The organism is Thioalkalivibrio sp. AKL12, assembly GCF_000377925.1.
GTDB classification, from domain to species: domain Bacteria; phylum Pseudomonadota; class Gammaproteobacteria; order Ectothiorhodospirales; family Ectothiorhodospiraceae; genus Thioalkalivibrio; species Thioalkalivibrio versutus.
Map to the genome: position 1 here is coordinate 87,717 of NZ_KB898898.1, position 16,636 is coordinate 104,352.

At 65.6% G+C, this 16,636-nt stretch carries 11 protein-coding genes; 4 read left to right on the plus strand and 7 right to left on the minus strand.

Features of this window, described 5'->3' with window-relative positions; translation table 11 throughout:
- Nucleotides 1-45 precede the first annotated feature (45 nt).
- The 5 genes from D579_RS0109545 to metH all read right to left on the minus strand — a co-directional run bounded on the left by D579_RS0109545 (nucleotide 46) and on the right by metH (nucleotide 7,886).
- Entirely contained in the window at nucleotides 46-1,419 is a 1,374-nt protein-coding gene (locus tag D579_RS0109545; RefSeq protein WP_018951858.1) for a response regulator, read from the minus strand.
- 213 nt (nucleotides 1,420-1,632) lie between these two features.
- Complete coding sequence (locus D579_RS0109550) at nucleotides 1,633-3,186, minus strand: bifunctional GNAT family N-acetyltransferase/carbon-nitrogen hydrolase family protein (protein WP_018938302.1); 1,554 nt, start codon at nucleotides 3,184-3,186, stop codon at nucleotides 1,633-1,635.
- 57 nt (nucleotides 3,187-3,243) lie between these two features.
- Nucleotides 3,244-3,567 carry a hypothetical protein gene (locus tag D579_RS0109555; protein ID WP_018938303.1) on the minus strand — a complete coding sequence of 108 codons (324 nt, stop codon included), beginning with the start codon at nucleotides 3,565-3,567 and terminating at the stop codon, nucleotides 3,244-3,246.
- Nucleotides 3,564-3,956: a PH domain-containing protein gene (locus tag D579_RS0109560; RefSeq protein ID WP_018938304.1), complete on the minus strand. Its 393-nt coding sequence runs from the start codon at nucleotides 3,954-3,956 to the stop codon at nucleotides 3,564-3,566. Before D579_RS0109560 ends, D579_RS0109555 begins: the two co-directional genes overlap by 4 nt.
- A gap of 138 nt (nucleotides 3,957-4,094) precedes the next feature.
- Complete coding sequence (gene metH / locus D579_RS0109565) at nucleotides 4,095-7,886, minus strand: methionine synthase (RefSeq protein ID WP_018951859.1); 3,792 nt, start codon at nucleotides 7,884-7,886, stop codon at nucleotides 4,095-4,097.
- A gap of 155 nt (nucleotides 7,887-8,041) precedes the next feature.
- Between metH and D579_RS0109570 the strand changes: the two genes are divergently transcribed.
- Nucleotides 8,042-8,776: an arginyltransferase gene (locus D579_RS0109570; protein WP_018938306.1), complete on the plus strand. Its 735-nt coding sequence runs from the start codon at nucleotides 8,042-8,044 to the stop codon at nucleotides 8,774-8,776.
- A gap of 28 nt (nucleotides 8,777-8,804) precedes the next feature.
- On the opposite strand, the gene D579_RS0109575 is transcribed toward D579_RS0109570, so the two are convergent.
- Nucleotides 8,805-9,653: a methyltransferase domain-containing protein gene (locus tag D579_RS0109575; RefSeq protein ID WP_018938307.1), complete on the minus strand. Its 849-nt coding sequence runs from the start codon at nucleotides 9,651-9,653 to the stop codon at nucleotides 8,805-8,807.
- On the minus strand, nucleotides 9,650-10,468 hold the full coding sequence (locus D579_RS0109580; RefSeq protein WP_018144733.1) for a class I SAM-dependent methyltransferase: 819 nt from the start codon (nucleotides 10,466-10,468) through the stop codon (nucleotides 9,650-9,652). The genes D579_RS0109575 and D579_RS0109580 overlap by 4 nt, the downstream gene beginning before the upstream one ends.
- Nucleotides 10,469-10,960: 492 nt before the next feature.
- Here D579_RS0109580 and purH point away from each other — a divergent pair, with 492 nt between their 5' ends.
- From purH to D579_RS0109595, 3 genes are all read left to right on the plus strand, one after another.
- Nucleotides 10,961-12,526 carry a bifunctional phosphoribosylaminoimidazolecarboxamide formyltransferase/IMP cyclohydrolase gene (gene purH, locus D579_RS0109585; protein ID WP_018951860.1) on the plus strand — a complete coding sequence of 522 codons (1,566 nt, stop codon included), beginning with the start codon at nucleotides 10,961-10,963 and terminating at the stop codon, nucleotides 12,524-12,526.
- A 286-nt stretch (nucleotides 12,527-12,812) separates the two neighbouring features.
- A complete protein-coding gene (gene purD, locus D579_RS0109590) occupies nucleotides 12,813-14,102 on the plus strand; it encodes a phosphoribosylamine--glycine ligase (protein WP_018951861.1) in 1,290 nt (429 codons plus the stop codon).
- A gap of 43 nt (nucleotides 14,103-14,145) precedes the next feature.
- Nucleotides 14,146-16,632 carry a glycogen/starch/alpha-glucan phosphorylase gene (locus D579_RS0109595; protein WP_018951862.1) on the plus strand — a complete coding sequence of 829 codons (2,487 nt, stop codon included), beginning with the start codon at nucleotides 14,146-14,148 and terminating at the stop codon, nucleotides 16,630-16,632.
- Nucleotides 16,633-16,636 lie beyond the last annotated feature (4 nt).

A 16,636-nucleotide genomic window follows, 5' to 3' on the forward strand; every position in this document is an offset into this window, starting at 1 on the left:
TGTACGGCGGGCACTGCCAGGTGCCCGCCCCTTTCACGCGGCGCCTCAGGTCCCGCGCAGGTAGATCGCCACCCCCAGGACCACGATCACCGCCAGCACCCCGACAAACGCCAGCCGGAACCAGCGACGCCCCGCCAGACGTGCGGGTCGCGCATGTTTCGCATCGAACAGGGGCGCCCGCAGGCTGTCCTCCGGCTCCGCCTTGACCGTTTCGCCCCGACTCGGCTCGCTCGCCGGCTCCGCCGCAGCGGTGGTGCTGTGGCCGGTCAGGGCATGTTCCAGATCACGGATCCGGCCACGCAGGTCCTGGTTGCGTTGCTGGGCCTCCGCCAGCTCCCGCTCGCGGGCCACCAGGCGGTCACCCAGATCCGAAGCCGAATCCTGGCTATCCGAACAGCGCTGCTCGGCCTCGGCCTGGGCCTTCTCGGCCGCCGCGGCGCGCTCGCACTGCTGGTTGCGCTCGCGGCGCAGGCGTTCGGCCTCGCCCCGCGCCACCTTCAGCTCCGTCTGCTGCTCCTCGCGCTGACGCTCCAGGTCGACGAGCTCGTGGTCCAGACGGACATTCTCGCTCTCGAGCTCGCGCACCCGGCTACGCAGTTGTTCGGTCTCGCGGTCGGGCTCGGTCGACTCCGGGGGACTCTCAGCCTCGAGTTCTTCCACGCGCACACGCAAGGCCGCAAGCTCCTCCTCGCGGGCCGCGGCCTGTTCCGCTGCGGCCACGACCTCGTCGTCCCGCGCCCGCGCCTCGGCCAGCGCCGTCTCGGCCTCCTCCAGACGCCCCTGCAGAGTCTCGATCTCGCGATCCCGCTCTTCCGCGCGCTGGAATGCCGCCGTGGACTCGTCGCGGGCCTCGCCCAGGGCGTTGCGCAGACGCTCCAGCTCTTTCTGCGCCTCGCGCTCATTGGAGGATTGCTGCCGCAGCATCAACTCGCGGCGCAGACGCTCGACCTCGTCGCGCAGCGCCTGGTTCTCGGCAGAGTCGGGGGCCCCTCCGGGGGCCGCCGGCTCGGGGACCGGCGGCGGTGGCAGGAGTTCGGCCACGACCTCACGCACGCGGGTGGGAACAAACGGCTTCATCAGGACGGCATTGGCCCCCAGTGAACGCCATTCTTCGCTGGCCGCCTCGTCGCTCTCCTGACCGGTCACGATCACCACCGGGAGGTCCGTGGGGAGGTCATCGACGCCATCACGAATACGCAGCAGGAGATCCTGCCCGTCGATGCCCGGCATCGAGAGATCGGTCAGCACCAGCCCGATATCGGGATACTGCTGAAGCAGTTCCAGGGCCTGTTCGCCGTCGGCCGCCTCGTAGACGGTGTTCTGACCCTGCAGGATACGTTGCAACGCAACCCGGATGACCTTGGAGTCATCCACCACGAGGATCGCGGCGCGTTTTGGGTCCGGTATCTGATCGCTCATGCTTCCCCCTGACTGACATCCGCCCGCCTGACAGCGGCACGGCCGCCGACCACGCTGTACCCCCAGTGGCCGAACATCCCTAGACTCGCAAGACTACGGGCCCCCGCGCCCGGATGCCAGTGGGGTCGCCGGGGCAACCGGACGCGGTTCACACTTTCTCGCTCCGGGCGATCGGCCCGCGGAGCGTCATGCGCGATCACCGCTCCGTGTTTGCTACACGGGCTTCGACTTCCACTTGACCGAATAGAGGTCGCGCCGACGATCACGCAGGTTGCGCACCGAGCCGTGATTGCGCAGCTCCTTCAGGTTGTCGAGGTCGAGATCCACGATCAGGGTCATCTCGGTGTTGGGGGTCGCCTCCGCGGCCACCGCGTCGTGCGGGAAGGCAAAGTCGGACGGGGTGAACACCGCAGCCTGGGAGTACTGCATGTCCATGTTCTCGACCTTGGGCAGGTTGCCCACCGAGCCGGACATGACCACGTAGCACTCGTTCTCGATCGCGCGGGCCTGGGCGCAGCGCCGTACCCGGAGATAGGCATTCTTGGTGTCGGTCCAGTAGGGCACGAACAGGATCTGCAGGCCGTGATCGGCCATCACCCGCGGCAGTTCGGGGAACTCCACGTCGTAGCAGATCAGGATCCCGATCTTGCCGAAGTCGGTGTCGAAGACATGCACCTCGTCGCCGCCCTGCAGTCCCCAGTAGGACACCTCGTCCGGGGTCACATGGATCTTGTACTGGCGGTCCCAGGTGCCATCGCGACGGCACAGATAGGAGACATTGCGCAGGACATCATCCGTGTACTCGGGCATCGAGCCGGCCACGATGTTGATGTTGTAGGCGAGCGCCAGACGCACCATCTCCTCGCGGACCGCCTCGGTGTACTCGGCCAGCCGGCGCACGGCCTCGGCCGGGTAGTCCTGGTTGAAGGCCCCCATCAACGGGCCGTTGAAGAATTCCGGGAACAGCACGCAGTCCGAGCGATAGCCGGAAACCGCATCGACGAAGTATTCAACCTGCTGGAACAGGGAGTCCAGGTCCACCGTCGGGCGCATCTGCCACTGGACGACGCCGATGCGCACGTCCGAGCGGCTGCCGCCGATCAGCTTTTCCTTCTCCTCGTAGTAGATGTTCAGCCACTCGATCAGCGTCGCGTAGGCCCCGGACTTCTCGTCGTCCGGCAGGTAGTTGGTGATGATCTTGCGGACGTGAAAGTCGTTCGCCAGCTGGAATGTCAGGATCGGGTCGATGATCTCGTGGTTCTTCACCCGGCGTACGTACTGCTGAGGCGTCAGCTCGTCGCGGTACTGTTCGTAGCCGGGGATACGCCCACCGGCGACGATCGCCCGCAGGTTCAGCTTCTCGCACAACTCCTTGCGCGCGTCGTACAGGCGCCGGCCCAGACGCAGCCCGCGATAGTCCGGATGCACGAAGATGTCCACGCCGTAGAGCGTGTCGCCGTCCGGGTCGTGGGTAGTCAGGAAGCCATTCCCGGTGATCTGCCAGTAATTGTGCTGATCGCCGAAGCGCTTGTATTCGACGATCAGGCTGATCGCCGCGGCAACCACCTTGCCGTTGTCCTCGATACAGATCTGCCCCTCGGGGAAGCGCATCACCTGGGAGCGGAACTGCGCCTCGCTCCAGGCACCGTCGAGGTCGTGATAGACCCGCTCCATGATCTCGCGGATGTCCTCGTAGTCCTCGACCCGCGTCGGACGCAGGGTCAGATGGTGCTGGGGGTTCGACTCGTTGTCCGCGTCAGTGGTCACGCTTGGGGGCTCCGGGGTTGAGACAGAGTGGCAGGATGCACGGGGAGCGGGCGTGGATCAAAAGATCCAGGCCAGCATCAACCAGAAAAACACAAAGAACAGGAAAAAACCGGGGATCATGAACTGCAGTTCCCCGATCAGGCCCTCGCCGGCGGCCAGGGCGAACACGATCGACACCAGCACCGAGACGATGGCCGCGACCAGGGCCGCGTTCTTCAGGCCCATACCATCATCGAAGGTGAGCGCGACCCAGTCCGACAGCCCCGGCAGGGACACCGCTGCCGCCAGCACCAGCAAAGCCACCAGCAACGCGGCCAGCGCCGAGGTGCCGAGCAGGATGCGCAGCGCCAGACGGCTGTCCCGCCGGTCCGCACGGCTCATGCCACGCCCTCGCGACGGCCTCGCACATATTCGCGCACCCGGTTGGGGTCCGGGATGCCGTTAACCCGGAATTCCGGATTGTCCCCGGTGGTGTACACCGCGATGCGACCCACGCGGAAGATGCGGTCGAAGAAACTCTGATCCACCTTCACCGTGCGGATCTGACCGATGTCGAGGTCCACATGCGACTTCGACAGCAGGCCCCGTTCCAGATGCACCTGATCGGCGTCGATGCGCAGGCGTACCGAGCGCGTCTGGAGGTACCACCACAACAGGATCAGCAAGCCGAGGCCGAAGGCCGGGATCAGTAACACGCTAAGGATGAAGCCGAACGGATGATTGCGGAACATCGCCGGTCGAGCGTCGATCGCGGGTTCACGAGCGGACATGCGCGGACTCCAGTTGGGGACAAGCCCGTCCAGTTTGGCGCGGCACCCCAAACAAAGCGAGCCCCGCACGGGGCGGGGCTCGCAGTTTTCCGGGCACAAGGGCCTGTCGGCCAGCCCACCCGGGGCAGGATCGCGAAGTTACGCGGTCCGGGCGTCGCGCTCGGCCTTGGCTTCCGCCTTGGCCTCGTCGCTGTCGTCGTATCCGAGGTTCGGCGCGAGCCACCGCTCGGCCTCCTCGAACGACATGCCCTTGCGCTTGGCGTAGTCCTCGACCTGGTCGCGGTTGACCTTGCCGAGACCGAAGTAGCGCGATTCCGGATGCGCGAAGTACCAGCCGGAGACGGCCGAGACCGGCAGCATGGCGAAGCTCTCGGTGAGCGTCATGTCAGCATGCTCTTCCGGCTGCAGCATCTCCCACAGGGTCGCCTTCTCGGTGTGCTCCGGGCAGGCCGGGTAGCCGGGCGCCGGACGAATACCCTGGTACTTCTCCTCGATCAGGTCCTCGTTCTCCAGCGACTCGTCGGGGACATAGCCCCAGTATTCGCGGCGCACATGGTAGTGCATGCACTCGGCAAAGGCCTCGGCCAGACGGTCCGCCAGGCTCTTCACGAGGATGGCGTGATAGTCGTCGTTGGCCTTTTCGTATTCCTTGGCCTTGGCGTCGACATCACCACCGGCGCTGACCGCGAAGGCCCCGATGTAGTCCGGACCACCGGCTTCCTTGGGCATCACGAAATCGGCCAATGAATGGCTCGGCTGCCCGCGACGCTTCTCGGTCTGCTGACGCAGGTGGTGCAGCTTCTTCAGGACCTTGGAGCGGCTATCGTCGGTGTACACCTCGATGTCGTCGTCATCAACGGTGTTCGCCGGGAAGAAGCCGACCACGCCACGGCAGGTGACCCACTTTTCGTCGATCATCCGCTTCAGCATGTCCTTGCCATCCTTGAACAGCTTGCGCGCCTCTTCGCCGACCTTCTCGTCATCCAGGATGCGCGGGTAGGCGGCGTGCAGCTGCCAGGAGTGGAAGAACGGCGTCCAGTCGATGTACTTGGCGACCTCGTTGAGATCGTAATCATCGAAGCGCAGCAGTACGGTGCCGTCGCCATGCGGGTGCAGCACCTTCGGCTGCCCCGGCAGTTCGTCGGTTTCCAGCGCCTTCGGTTTCGGCGGCGTGTAGTCGGACCAGTCGATTGTCGGCTTGTTGGCGCGCGCCTTGTCGAGCGTGACCCATTGGGTCTTCTTCTTGCGCCCGGCGTTCTGCACGCGCAGCTTCTCGTACTCCTCGCGGACGTCGGCGGCGTACTTCTCGCGCAGCTCGGGGCTGATCAGACTCTGGGCCACGCCCACGGCACGCGAGGCGTCCTTCACCCAGACCACCGGACCGGAGTAGTTCGGCTCGATCTTCACCGCGGTGTGGGCGCGCGAGGTCGTCGCGCCGCCGATCATCAGCGGGGTCTTCATGCCTTCACGTTCGAGGTCGGCGGCGAAGTTGGCCATCTCCTCCAGCGAGGGGGTAATCAGGCCGGACAGGCCGATGACGTCGACGTCGTGTTCCTTGGCGGCCTTCAGGATCGAGGCCCCCGGCTGCATCACACCGATGTCGATGACCTCGAAGTTGTTGCACTGCAGCACCACGCCCACGATGTTCTTGCCGATGTCGTGGACGTCGCCCTTCACCGTGGCCATCAGGATCCGGCCGTTGTTCTCGGTGCCGGTCTTCTCGGCCTCGATGTACGGGATCAAGTGAGCCACGGCCTTCTTCATCACGCGGGCGGACTTGACCACCTGCGGCAGGAACATCTTGCCCTCGCCGAACAGGTCGCCGACCACGTTCATGCCGTCCATCAGGGGGCCTTCGATCACCTGGATCGGGCGGTCATACGCCTGGCGTGCCTCTTCGGTGTCGTCGACCACGTAGGTGTCGATACCCTTGACCAGGGAATGCTCGAGACGCTTGGAGACTTCCCATTCGCGCCACTCGAGGTTCTCTTCCTTCTTGCCGCCGCCCTGGCCCTTGTACTCCTCGGACAGTTCGAGCAAACGGTCAGTGGCGTCGTCGCGGCGGTTCAGGACCACGTCCTCGACCGCTTCCTTCAGCTTCGCGTCGATATCGTCGTAGACCGCCAGCTGGCCGGCGTTGACGATACCCATGTCCATGCCCGCCTTGATGGCGTGGTACAGGAACACGGCGTGGATCGCCTCGCGCACCGGCTCGTTGCCGCGGAAGGAGAACGATACGTTGGACACGCCACCGGAGATCAGCGCGTGCGGCAGGTCGTTCTTGATGCGGCGGGTGGCCTCGATGAAGTCCACGCCGTAGTTGTTGTGCTCTTCGATACCGGTCGCGACCGCGAAGATGTTCGGGTCGAAGATGATGTCCTCGGCCGGGAAACCAACCTTCTCGGTCAGCAGCTTGTAGGCCCGGGTGCAGATCTCGACGCGACGCTGCTCGTTATCCGCCTGGCCGTCCTCGTCGAAGGCCATGACCACGATCGCGGCGCCATAGCGGCGGCACAGCTGGGCCTGCTTGATGAAGTTTTCCTCGCCCTCCTTCATGGAGATCGAGTTGACCACCGGCTTGCCCTGCACGCACTTCAGGCCCGCCTCGATGATCTCGAACTTGGAGGAGTCGATCATCACCGGGACGCGGGCGATATCGGGCTCGCCGGCCAGCAGATTCAGGAAGCGGACCATCGCCTCCTGCGACTCCAGCATGCCCTCGTCCATGTTGATGTCGATGATCTGGGCGCCGCCCTCGACCTGATTCAGCGCGACTTCCAGCGCGACGTCGAATTCCTCGTTCTGGATCAGGCGCAGGAACTTGCGCGACCCGGTCACGTTGGTGCGCTCGCCGACGTTCACGAACAGCGAATCATCGGTGATGTTGCACGGCTCGAGACCCGACAGGCGGCAGGCCGGGGCGATCTCCGGCAGCTTGCGCGGCGCGTGCTTCTCGACCGCCTCGCGCATGGCCCGGATGTGCTCCGGCAGCGTGCCACAGCAACCGCCGATGATGTTCAGCAGGCCCTGCTCGGCCCACGGGCCGACATCCGCGGCCATCTGCTCCGGGCTCTCGTCATAGTCGCCGAATTCGTTCGGCAGGCCGGCGTTCGGGTGCGCGGACACAAAGGTATCGGCGATGCGCGAAAGCTCTTCCACGTACTGGCGCATTTCCTTGGCACCCAGCGCGCAGTTCAGGCCGATCGAGACCGGATTGGCGTGACGCACGGAGTTCCAGAAGGCCTCGGTGGTCTGGCCGGACAGGGTACGGCCGGAGGCGTCGGTGATCGTGCCGGAGATCATGATCGGGAGGTCCTTCCCGAGCTCGTCTTCCAGCGTCTTCACCGCGAAGATCGCGGCCTTGGCGTTCAGGGTGTCGAACACCGTCTCGATCAGCAGCAGATCGACGCCACCCTCGACCAGGGCCTCGGCCGCTTCCTTGTAGGACTCGACCAGGGTGTCGAAATCGACGTTACGCGCGCCGGGGTCATTCACGTCCGGGGAGATCGACGCGGTGCGGTTGGTCGGGCCAAGGATGCCGGCGACGTAGCGCGGCTTGTCCGGGGTCTTTTCGGTCCAGGCGTCGGCCGCCTTGCGCGCGAGCTTCGCGGATTCGCGGTTCAGCTCGGGGACCAGGTCCTCCATGTGGTAGTCCGCCATCGCGATGCGGGTACCGTTGAAGGTGTTGGCCTCGATGATATCGGCACCGGCCTCGAGATAGTCGTTGTGGATCTGCTCGATGATATCCGGGCGGGTCAGCGACAGCAGGTCGTTGTTGCCCTTCAGGTCGGATTCCCAGTCCTTGAACCGCTCGCCGCGGTAATCGGCCTCGTCCAGCTTGTACAGCTGGATGGTGGTACCCATACCGCCGTCCAGGATCAGGATGCGCTCTTTCAGCGCGTTCTCGATGTCTTTGCGTGTTGCCGTCATGTGCCGTACACCATTGGTTTCGAATGGGATAAGTGTACACGCCGGGGTTCCATCCCGTGCGTGGAGCCCACCCTGGTGGCAGGCTCTTTCAAATTGCGTCGCAGCCCCGGATGCGGCCTGGTTGCGCCCGTGAACAGAGCTGTCACGATAGCGCCATGCAGGAACATCCGATCCGCTGGTTCATTACTGCCCCGCAGGCCTGCCCCTATCTGGACGACCGCGAGATGCAGAGTTTGCTGGTCGACCCCGCGGTCAGCCTGGGCGGCGCGCGCTTCGGCCAGCTACTTGCCGAGGGCTTTCGCCGCAGCGGTCAGTTTGTTTATCGGCATCACTGCCCCGAGTGCGCGGCCTGCGTGCCCGTACGCATCCCGGTTGCAGCCTTCCGCCCGAACCGGAGCCAGCGCCGCTGCCTGGATCGCAACCGCGATCTCGCGGTGACGATCCGCCGGCCGCCGGAACAGCCCGGGACATCGCCCGCCGCCGATCTCGACGAGCACATGCCGCTGTTCTCGCGCTACCAGACCGCCCGTCACACGGGCGGTGGCATGGAACAGATGGGACGCGAGGAATACGCGGGAATGCTCGCCCACCGCAACGGCCCAGTGGATCTGATCGAATTCCGCCAGGCCGACACGCTGCTCGCGGTAGCCGTCACCGATCGCACCCCCCAGGGGTTGTCGGCGATGTACAGCTTCTTCGATCCGGATCAGCCGCGCCGCGGCCTGGGCACCCTCGCAATCCTGACCCAAGTGGCGCATGCGCACCGCCTGGGTCTGCCCCATGTCTACCTCGGCTACTGGATCGACCAGGCGCCGAAGATGGAATACAAGACCCGGTTCCAGCCGCTCGAAGGCCGCATGGACGGGGTCTGGAGGCGGCTGCCCGCCTGACGGCGGCCAGCCACCCCTCGCGCGCGGCCTAGCGGGCCGGCTTGCGGAAGCGGAAGATGCCCCAGGTCAGGTAGCCCGAGTTGCCGCCATCGACCCAGTGCTGCAGGCCCTGCTTCATGCGGTCGATGTAGTCCTGCGAGATGTAGTTCTTCAACTCGTCCTCGCGGGACTCGAGCTCCTGCTTCACGCGACCGTAATGGGTCGAGATCTGGCTGGAGTGTTCCTCGAAGCTGACCTCTTCCAGGCCGGCCGCCTTGGCCGCCTCGCGGTACAGCGCCGGGCTCGCCAGCGAATCCAGGTGGATACGGGCCAGAATCGGGTCCAGCACGCCATCCGGGCAATCGTCGGTCTGCATCGGATCGGTGAAGATCAGCCAGCCACCCGGCTTCAGGACGCGCGCGGCCTCCTGGATCACCTTTTTCTTTGCCTCGTTCTGGCTGTGCAGGAAGGAGTCCTCGGACCAGACAACGTCATAGGACGCGTCCGGCTCGTCGACCTTCTCGAAGGAGCCATCGACCACGGTGATCTTGTCGTCGAGGTGGCGCGCCTTGTTGATCTCGCGATCGCGCTCGTTTTCCTTCTCGGACAGGTTCAGCGCGGTGACGTCGCAACCGTAGTTTTCCACCAGGTAGCGGGCGACACCGCCGTAGCCGGCGCCCATGTCGAGCACGCGCCATTCCGGCTGCGGCTCGCCCAGGAGGTCGGACATGTGCGCGACCGTGCGACGGCTGGCGTCGCCGATCGGCTCGTCCTTGTACTCGTACAGCCCGATATGGAGGTCTTCACCGCCCCACACCATCTTGTAGAAGGTGTCGGCGTCCTCGCTGTTGTAGTAGTCGCGAGCGGTTTCGACTACGTCGGAGTAGTTCTCGCTCATCGTTCCTCGCCCTCGATATAACGCTTGTCGGCCACGTGGATGAAGAAGTCCGGATCACTCTCGCGATAGGTCTCCTGGAAGTCCCCGTAGGTCTCGATATGCTGGAAACCGACCTCGCGCATCAAGCGGCGGACATAGGCCTTGCGCAGTGGGAACATGTTCAGGAAGTACTCGGAGCCATCCGGGAACTTGTACTGGAAGCGCGCCAGGCCTTCGTCAACGTGGGCCGGCTGCACCTGGACGTTGTCGCCGCAGTAGTAGTAGGTGTGCTTGGACGAGTAACCGTGGTCCATGATGGTGTCGTAGTTGCGCTGGTCGAGGATCAGCACGCCATCGTGGTTCAGGGCGGAGTAGAACTCGGCCAGGGCCTTGCGGCGGTCGTGTTCATTGAACAGGTGGGTAAACGAGTTGCCCAGGCAGACGACGGCGTCGTAGCGGCCGTAGATATCGCGATTCAGCATGCGCCAGTCGGCCTGCACGGTGCGCAGGATGTGACCCCGCTTGCGACCGTTCTCGAAGGCCTTGACGAGCATCTCGGGGGCGCCGTCGGCGGTCACCACGTCAAAGCCCGCTTCGCGCAACTGTACGGAATGGAAGCCGGTGCCGGCGGCGACGTCGAGCACGCGCTTGGCACCGCGCTTCTTCAGTTCTTCGATGAAGAAGGTGCCTTCGCTCTTGGCGCGGTTGTCCCAGTCGATCAGGTCATCCCACTTATCGACGAAGCCGGTGGTGTACTCGTTGAGATAATTCTCGGTATCGCGACGTTCGGTCGGCTTTTCGCCGAAGTCCTGATCATTCTTGATATTCGCTGCCATGCTGGTTCCTCTTGGCTTTGCTGCTGTTGTAAGCGTGACCGGACCGGCCTCTGGGCCGATCCGTCGGCACAACACCCCGCAAACGCAGTAAACCGCGACCTCCGCATCACACGGCGGTCTCGCCAGCAGCCCGATCGAGCCAGGCGGGTGCCGCCCGGTGTTCGGGTATCAATGCGCCGGGTGCGTTGTTCGCAGCACCCGACACCGGCCTGGCCGGTTCTTCCTGCACATCCGGAGGGCAATCGGTACCCGGATGCCGAGCCGTGGTCTGGCGGGCCCATCCCGCCTGGCTCGGGGATCGTTTACGGCGCCGCGCGATGCGTCTGAACGCGGGCGTTGTGTCCGAAATCGTTTTTTTACCCTGAAGGTTTTGCGCAAAAATTACAAGCTGAGGGCCCGTCTGGCGACCTCGGCTTCGCGACGCCGAATGCCGATCCATCCGGGCCGCGCGTTCGATATAATGGTCGTTTTGCAGCGATCCCGAGGTCCCGCATGACCCCCAGCCGCCCTATCCAGCGCGCCCTTTTGTCGGTCTCCGAGAAGACCGGCGTCGTGGAGCTCGCCCGCGCCCTGCATGAACGCGGCGTCGAGCTTCTGTCCACCGGCGGGACCGCCCGCCTGCTGGCCGAAAACAACCTTCCGGTCATCGAGGTTTCCGCGCACACGGGCTTCCCCGAGATCATGGATGGCCGAGTCAAGACCTTGCACCCGCGCATCCACGGCGGGCTGCTCGGCCGGCGCGACATCGACTCCGCGGTGATGGCCGAGCAGGACATCCCGCCGATCGACGTGCTGGTGGTGAACCTCTATCCCTTCGAGGCGACGGTGGCCCGTCCCGGCTGCAGCCTGGAAGACGCCATCGAGAACATCGACATTGGCGGCCCGGCGATGCTGCGCGCCGCGGCCAAGAACTACCGCGACGTGGCCGTGGCCACCAGCCCCGACCAGTACAGCGAGATCGCCGCGGCCATCGGCGACCATGGCGAGGTGCCGCAATCGCTGCGCTTCCGCCTGGCGGTCGCGGCCTTCGATCACGTAGCGCGCTACGATGCCGCAATCAGCAACTACCTCTCGGCCCTCGACGAGGATGGCGAAGCGGCTCCGTTCCCGGGACAGCTGAACGCCACCTTCGAACGCGTCGAGACCCTGCGCTACGGCGAGAATCCGCACCAGCGCGCCGCGTTCTATCGTGATCCACAGCCTGCACCCGGCACCCTGGCCAGCTACCGCCAGCACCAGGGCAAGGCACTCTCTTACAACAACCTGGCCGACGCCGATGCCGCCTGGGAATGCGTGCGCCAGTTCGAGGCCGGGGCCTGCGTGATCGTCAAGCACGCCAACCCCTGCGGCGTGGCCGTCGCCCCGACCCAGCTGATGGGCTACGAACGCGCCTTCCAGACCGACCCGACCTCGGCCTTCGGCGGCATCATCGCCTTCAACCGGCCGCTGGACGGCGACACCGCCCACGCGATCGTCAGCCGCCAGTTCGTCGAGGTGGTCATCGCCCCCGAGATCACCCCGGGCGCACTGCGCGCCCTGGCCACCAAAAAGAATGTTCGCGTGCTGGAGATCCCGCCGGCGGGTGTCGGTCCCGGCCTCGACTACAAGCGCATCGGCGGCGGGCTGCTGGTACAGGATGCCGATCGCGGCAGCCTGGCCGATGTGGAGCTGAAGACCGTGACCGCGCGCGCGCCCTCGGAACAGGAAATGAAGGACCTCTGCTTCGCCTGGCAGGTGGGCAAGTACGTGAAGTCCAACGCGATCGTCTATGCCCGCGACGAACAGACCATCGGGGTCGGTGCCGGGCAGATGAGCCGCGTGTACTCCGCCCGTATCGCCGGCATCAAGGCCGCCGACGAGGGCCTGCAGGTGGCCGGCTCGGTGATGGCCTCGGACGCCTTCTTCCCGTTCCGCGACGGCATCGATGCCGCCGCCGAGGCCGGCATCACTGCGGTGATCCAGCCGGGCGGCTCGATGCGCGACCAGGAGGTGATCGACGCGGCCAACGAGCACGACATCGCCATGCTGTTCACCGGCATGCGCCACTTCCGTCACTAACAGGGAGACACTGATCAATGCACACGTTCGCGTTGACACCCCAGGTTTGGGGGGACCAGGCGCCTCGTGCAGTGGGTAGCGGGTCTACCCACAAACGACGCAACGCAGGATCGGGGAACCTGGGGTGCCAACCCCGGAGGGGCTCGGCCGCTTTTGTGCGCGCACGGCGTTGCGGCTCCCTTGTGCAGAATGACTGCACCGCGGTCACCGCGCCTTGTTCGCACGCAAAAGCGACTCGAGCGCGAACGCGTGCATTGACCAGTGTCTCCCTGACCCGGGGCCTCTCATGAACGTACTGGTAATCGGCAACGGCGGACGCGAACACGCCCTGGCGTGGAAGCTGGCGCAGTCCCCGCGCATCGAGCGCGTCCTGGTGGCCCCCGGGAACGCCGGGACCGCGCGCGAGGCAAAGTGCGAGAACGTCGACATCGGCGTCACCGACATCGACGCGCTGCTGGCCCTGGCCGAGCGCGAGGCAGTGGCCTTTACGGTCGTCGGCCCGGAGGCCCCGCTGGTCGCCGGTGTAGTGGATGCCTTCCGCGCCGCCGGACGACGCTGCTTCGGCCCCACCGCGAAGGCGGCGCAGTTAGAGGGCTCGAAGAGCTTCGCCAAGGACTTCATGCAACGCCACGGCATCCCGACCGCCGCCTACGGCAGCTTCGAGGACGAGACCGCGGCGCTTGAGTTCATCGCTACCCACGGCGCACCCATCGTGGTCAAGGCCGACGGCCTGGCCGCTGGCAAGGGCGTCATCCTGGCGCAGACCGAAGACGAGGCGCGCGCCGCAGTACACGACATGCTGGCCGGCAATGCCTTTGGCGAGGCCGGGAACCGGGTGGTCATCGAGGAATTCCTGCGCGGCGAGGAGGCCAGCTTTATCTGCATGGTGGATGGCGAGCATGTCCTGCCGCTGGCCTCCTCGCAGGACCACAAGGCGCGCGACAACGGCGACCGGGGCCCCAACACCGGCGGGATGGGGGCCTACTCGCCCGCCCCGGTGGTGACAAATGCCCTGCACGAGCGCATCCTGCGCGAGGTTATCGAGCCGACCGTGCAGGGCATGGCCGCCGATGGCGAACGCTACACCGGCTTTCTCTATGCCGGCGTGATGGTCGACGCCACAGGCAACCCGAAGGTGCTGGAGTTCAACTGCCGCTTCGGCGACCCCGAGACCCAGCCGATCCTGAGCCGCCTGGACTCCGACCTCGGCGAACTGGTCGAGGCCGCGCTGGAAGGCCGCCTGGACCAGGTCCGGGCCGAGTGGGATGCGCGCGTGGCGCTGGGCGTGGTCCTAGCCGCTGGCGGTTACCCCGGAACCTACCGCAAGGGCGACGCCATCACCGGCCTGGAGGCCGTGGAACGCGATCCCGATGCCCACGTGTTCCACGCCGGGACCGCACAGGGCGAAGACGGAACGATCGTCACCGCCGGGGGCCGTGTGCTGTGCGTGGTCGGCCTCGGCGAGGACGTGAAGGCCGCGCAGAAAAAGGCCTACGCAGCCGTACAACAGATTCATTTCGACGATATATACTGCCGAACAGATATCGGCTATCGCGCCGTCGCCCGGGAGGGATAACCCCGGGCAACGGCGCGTCTACCCCCTCCTGGAGAACCACCCGATGGCCGCCCCCGAAGTCACGCACCTGCCCAACCTCCCCAACGACGCGGAGGGCCTGCGGCAATCGATCCGCGATGCCGTGGTCCGCGTGGTGGGGGAAGACCCGCGCGAAGCCACCGAACGCGACTGGATGGAAGCACTCGCCTTCGCCATCCGTGAACGCATGGTGGAGCGGCGCCTGTTGACCCGCCGGCAATTCGCCGACGAGGACGTCAAGCGCGTCTACTACCTGTCGCTGGAATACCTGATCGGGCGCATGCTCGAGGCCAACCTGCGCAACATGGGCATCCTCGAGCCGGCACGCCAGGCGATGGCGGACCTCGGCGTGGACCTGGATACCATCCTCGACCTGGAAGACGACGCCGCCCTCGGCAATGGCGGCCTCGGGCGCCTGGCCGCCTGCATCCTCGAGTCGCTGGCGACCCAGGGCTACCCCGGCTACGGCTACGGCATCCGCTATGAATTCGGGATGTTCCGGCAGGAGTTCGAGCCCTACCAACAGGTCGAGCACCCGGACAACTGGCTGCGCTACGGCAACCCCTGGGAATTCCCGCGCTCGGATCGCAAATTCCCGATCCACTTCTACGGCTACGTGGTCGAGCATCATGACCCCGACGGCTCCACCCGTTACACCTGGGAGGACGGCGAGGAAGTCCTGGCCATGGCCTACGACTACCCGACGGCGGGCTACGGCCGGCGCAACGTGAACAATCTGCGGCTGTGGGCGGCCAAGGCCACCCGCGACTTCGACCTGCGCTACTTCAACGAGGGCGATTACATCCGCGCCGTCTCGGACAAGGCCGAGTCGGAGACCATCTCGATGGTTCTGTACCCCAACGACACCACTGCGGTCGGCAAGGAACTGCGGCTGAAACAGGAGTATTTCTTCGTCTCCGCTTCGCTGCAGGACATCCTGGAGCGCCATCTGGCACTCGGCTACAGCCTCGATGAAGTGCCCGACAAGATTGCGATCCAGCTCAACGACACCCACCCGGCGATCGCCGTGGCGGAACTGATGCGCCTGCTGGTGGATCACCATGAACAGCCCTGGGACCACGCCTGGGACCTGAGCCGGCGCACCTTCGCCTACACCAACCACACCCTGATGCCCGAGGCCCTCGAGACCTGGCAGGTGGAGTTGATGGAGCGCGTTCTGCCACGGCACATGGGGATCATCTACCGTATCAACCAGGATTTCCTGGAAGAGGTCCGTCACCGCTATCCCGGGGACAACGACCGCCTGACCCGGCTGTCCATCATCGACGAGGACCATGGCCGCCGCGTGCGCATGGCCCACCTGGCCGTGGTCGGCTCGCACCACGTCAACGGCGTGGCCGCGCTGCATACCCAGCTGTTGCAGGAGACCCTGTTCGAGGACTTCTACGCCCTGTGGCCGGAACGCTTCGTCAATGTCACCAACGGCGTGACCCCGCGCCTGTGGATGATCCAGTCCAACCCCGCGCTCACCGAACTGCTGGGCCAGCGCATCGGCAACGACTGGCAGTACAACCTGGACCGTCTGCGCGCGCTGGAGCCCTACGCCCAGGATCCCGAACTGCAAAAGGCGTTCATGGACGTGAAGCGCGCCAACAAGCAGCGCCTGACCGACCTGGTCCGTGAGCGCACCGGCGTGGAGTTGAACCCGGACGTGATGTTCGACGTGCAGATCAAGCGCATCCACGAATACAAGCGCCAATTGCTGAAGCTCCTGCACGTGGTGGATCTCTACCAGCGCATTCGCGCCGGCGAGGACGTCCCGCCGCGCGTGGTCCTGTTCGGCGGCAAGGCGGCGCCCGGCTATGCCCGCGCCAAGGGCATCATCCAGGTGATCAACGAGGTGGCCGACATCGTGAACCACGATCCGGCCGTGGGTGACCGCCTGAAGTGCGTGTTCTTCCCCAACTACGAGGTCAGTTCCGCCAGCATCATCATCCCGGCGGCCGATGTCTCCGAACAGATTTCCACCGCCGGCTTCGAGGCCTCCGGCACCGGCAACATGAAACTGGCACTGAACGGCGCCCTGACCATCGGCACGCTGGACGGCGCCAACATCGAGATCCGCGACGCGGTGGGCGAGGAGTCCATCTTCATCTTCGGCATGACTGCCGACGAGGTGGTCGAGCATCGCCGCAACGGCCCGAGCCCCGAGGCCATCCTGGCGCAGCAGCCCAACCTGGCCGCCGCGGTGGAGATGATCGAATCGGGGTTCTTTACCTGCGACGACCCGGGGACCCATGGCGACCTTGGGCGCTACCTGCGCCACGAGGACCCGTTCTTCGTGATCGCCGACTATCCAGCCTACGCCGCGGCCTGCGACCGGGCGGATGCCCTGTACGCCGACCGTACCGCATGGGCCGAGGCAGCCATCCTGAATGTCGCGCGCATGGGGTACTTCTCCATCGACCGCACGGTGCGCGACTACGCCGACCAGATCTGGGATATCACGCCGGAGCCGGTGGCCCCGTCGCGGACCAACGGCGCCGCCTGACACG

What these genes read in the sequence shown, in the direction of transcription:
- D579_RS0109545 (WP_018951858.1), bottom strand. Translation starts at nt 1,419, where the DNA reads ATGAGCGATCAGATACCGGACCCAAAACGCGCCGCGATCCTCGTGGTG.
- D579_RS0109555 (WP_018938303.1), bottom strand. Translation starts at nt 3,567, where the DNA reads ATGAGCCGTGCGGACCGGCGGGACAGCCGTCTGGCGCTGCGCATCCTG.
- D579_RS0109560 (WP_018938304.1), bottom strand. Translation starts at nt 3,956, where the DNA reads ATGTCCGCTCGTGAACCCGCGATCGACGCTCGACCGGCGATGTTCCGC.
- metH (WP_018951859.1), bottom strand. Translation starts at nt 7,886, where the DNA reads ATGACGGCAACACGCAAAGACATCGAGAACGCGCTGAAAGAGCGCATC.
- D579_RS0109570 (WP_018938306.1), top strand. Translation starts at nt 8,042, where the DNA reads ATGCAGGAACATCCGATCCGCTGGTTCATTACTGCCCCGCAGGCCTGC.
- D579_RS0109575 (WP_018938307.1), bottom strand. Translation starts at nt 9,653, where the DNA reads ATGAGCGAGAACTACTCCGACGTAGTCGAAACCGCTCGCGACTACTAC.
- D579_RS0109580 (WP_018144733.1), bottom strand. Translation starts at nt 10,468, where the DNA reads ATGGCAGCGAATATCAAGAATGATCAGGACTTCGGCGAAAAGCCGACC.
- purH (WP_018951860.1), top strand. Translation starts at nt 10,961, where the DNA reads ATGACCCCCAGCCGCCCTATCCAGCGCGCCCTTTTGTCGGTCTCCGAG.
- purD (WP_018951861.1), top strand. Translation starts at nt 12,813, where the DNA reads ATGAACGTACTGGTAATCGGCAACGGCGGACGCGAACACGCCCTGGCG.
- D579_RS0109595 (WP_018951862.1), top strand. Translation starts at nt 14,146, where the DNA reads ATGGCCGCCCCCGAAGTCACGCACCTGCCCAACCTCCCCAACGACGCG.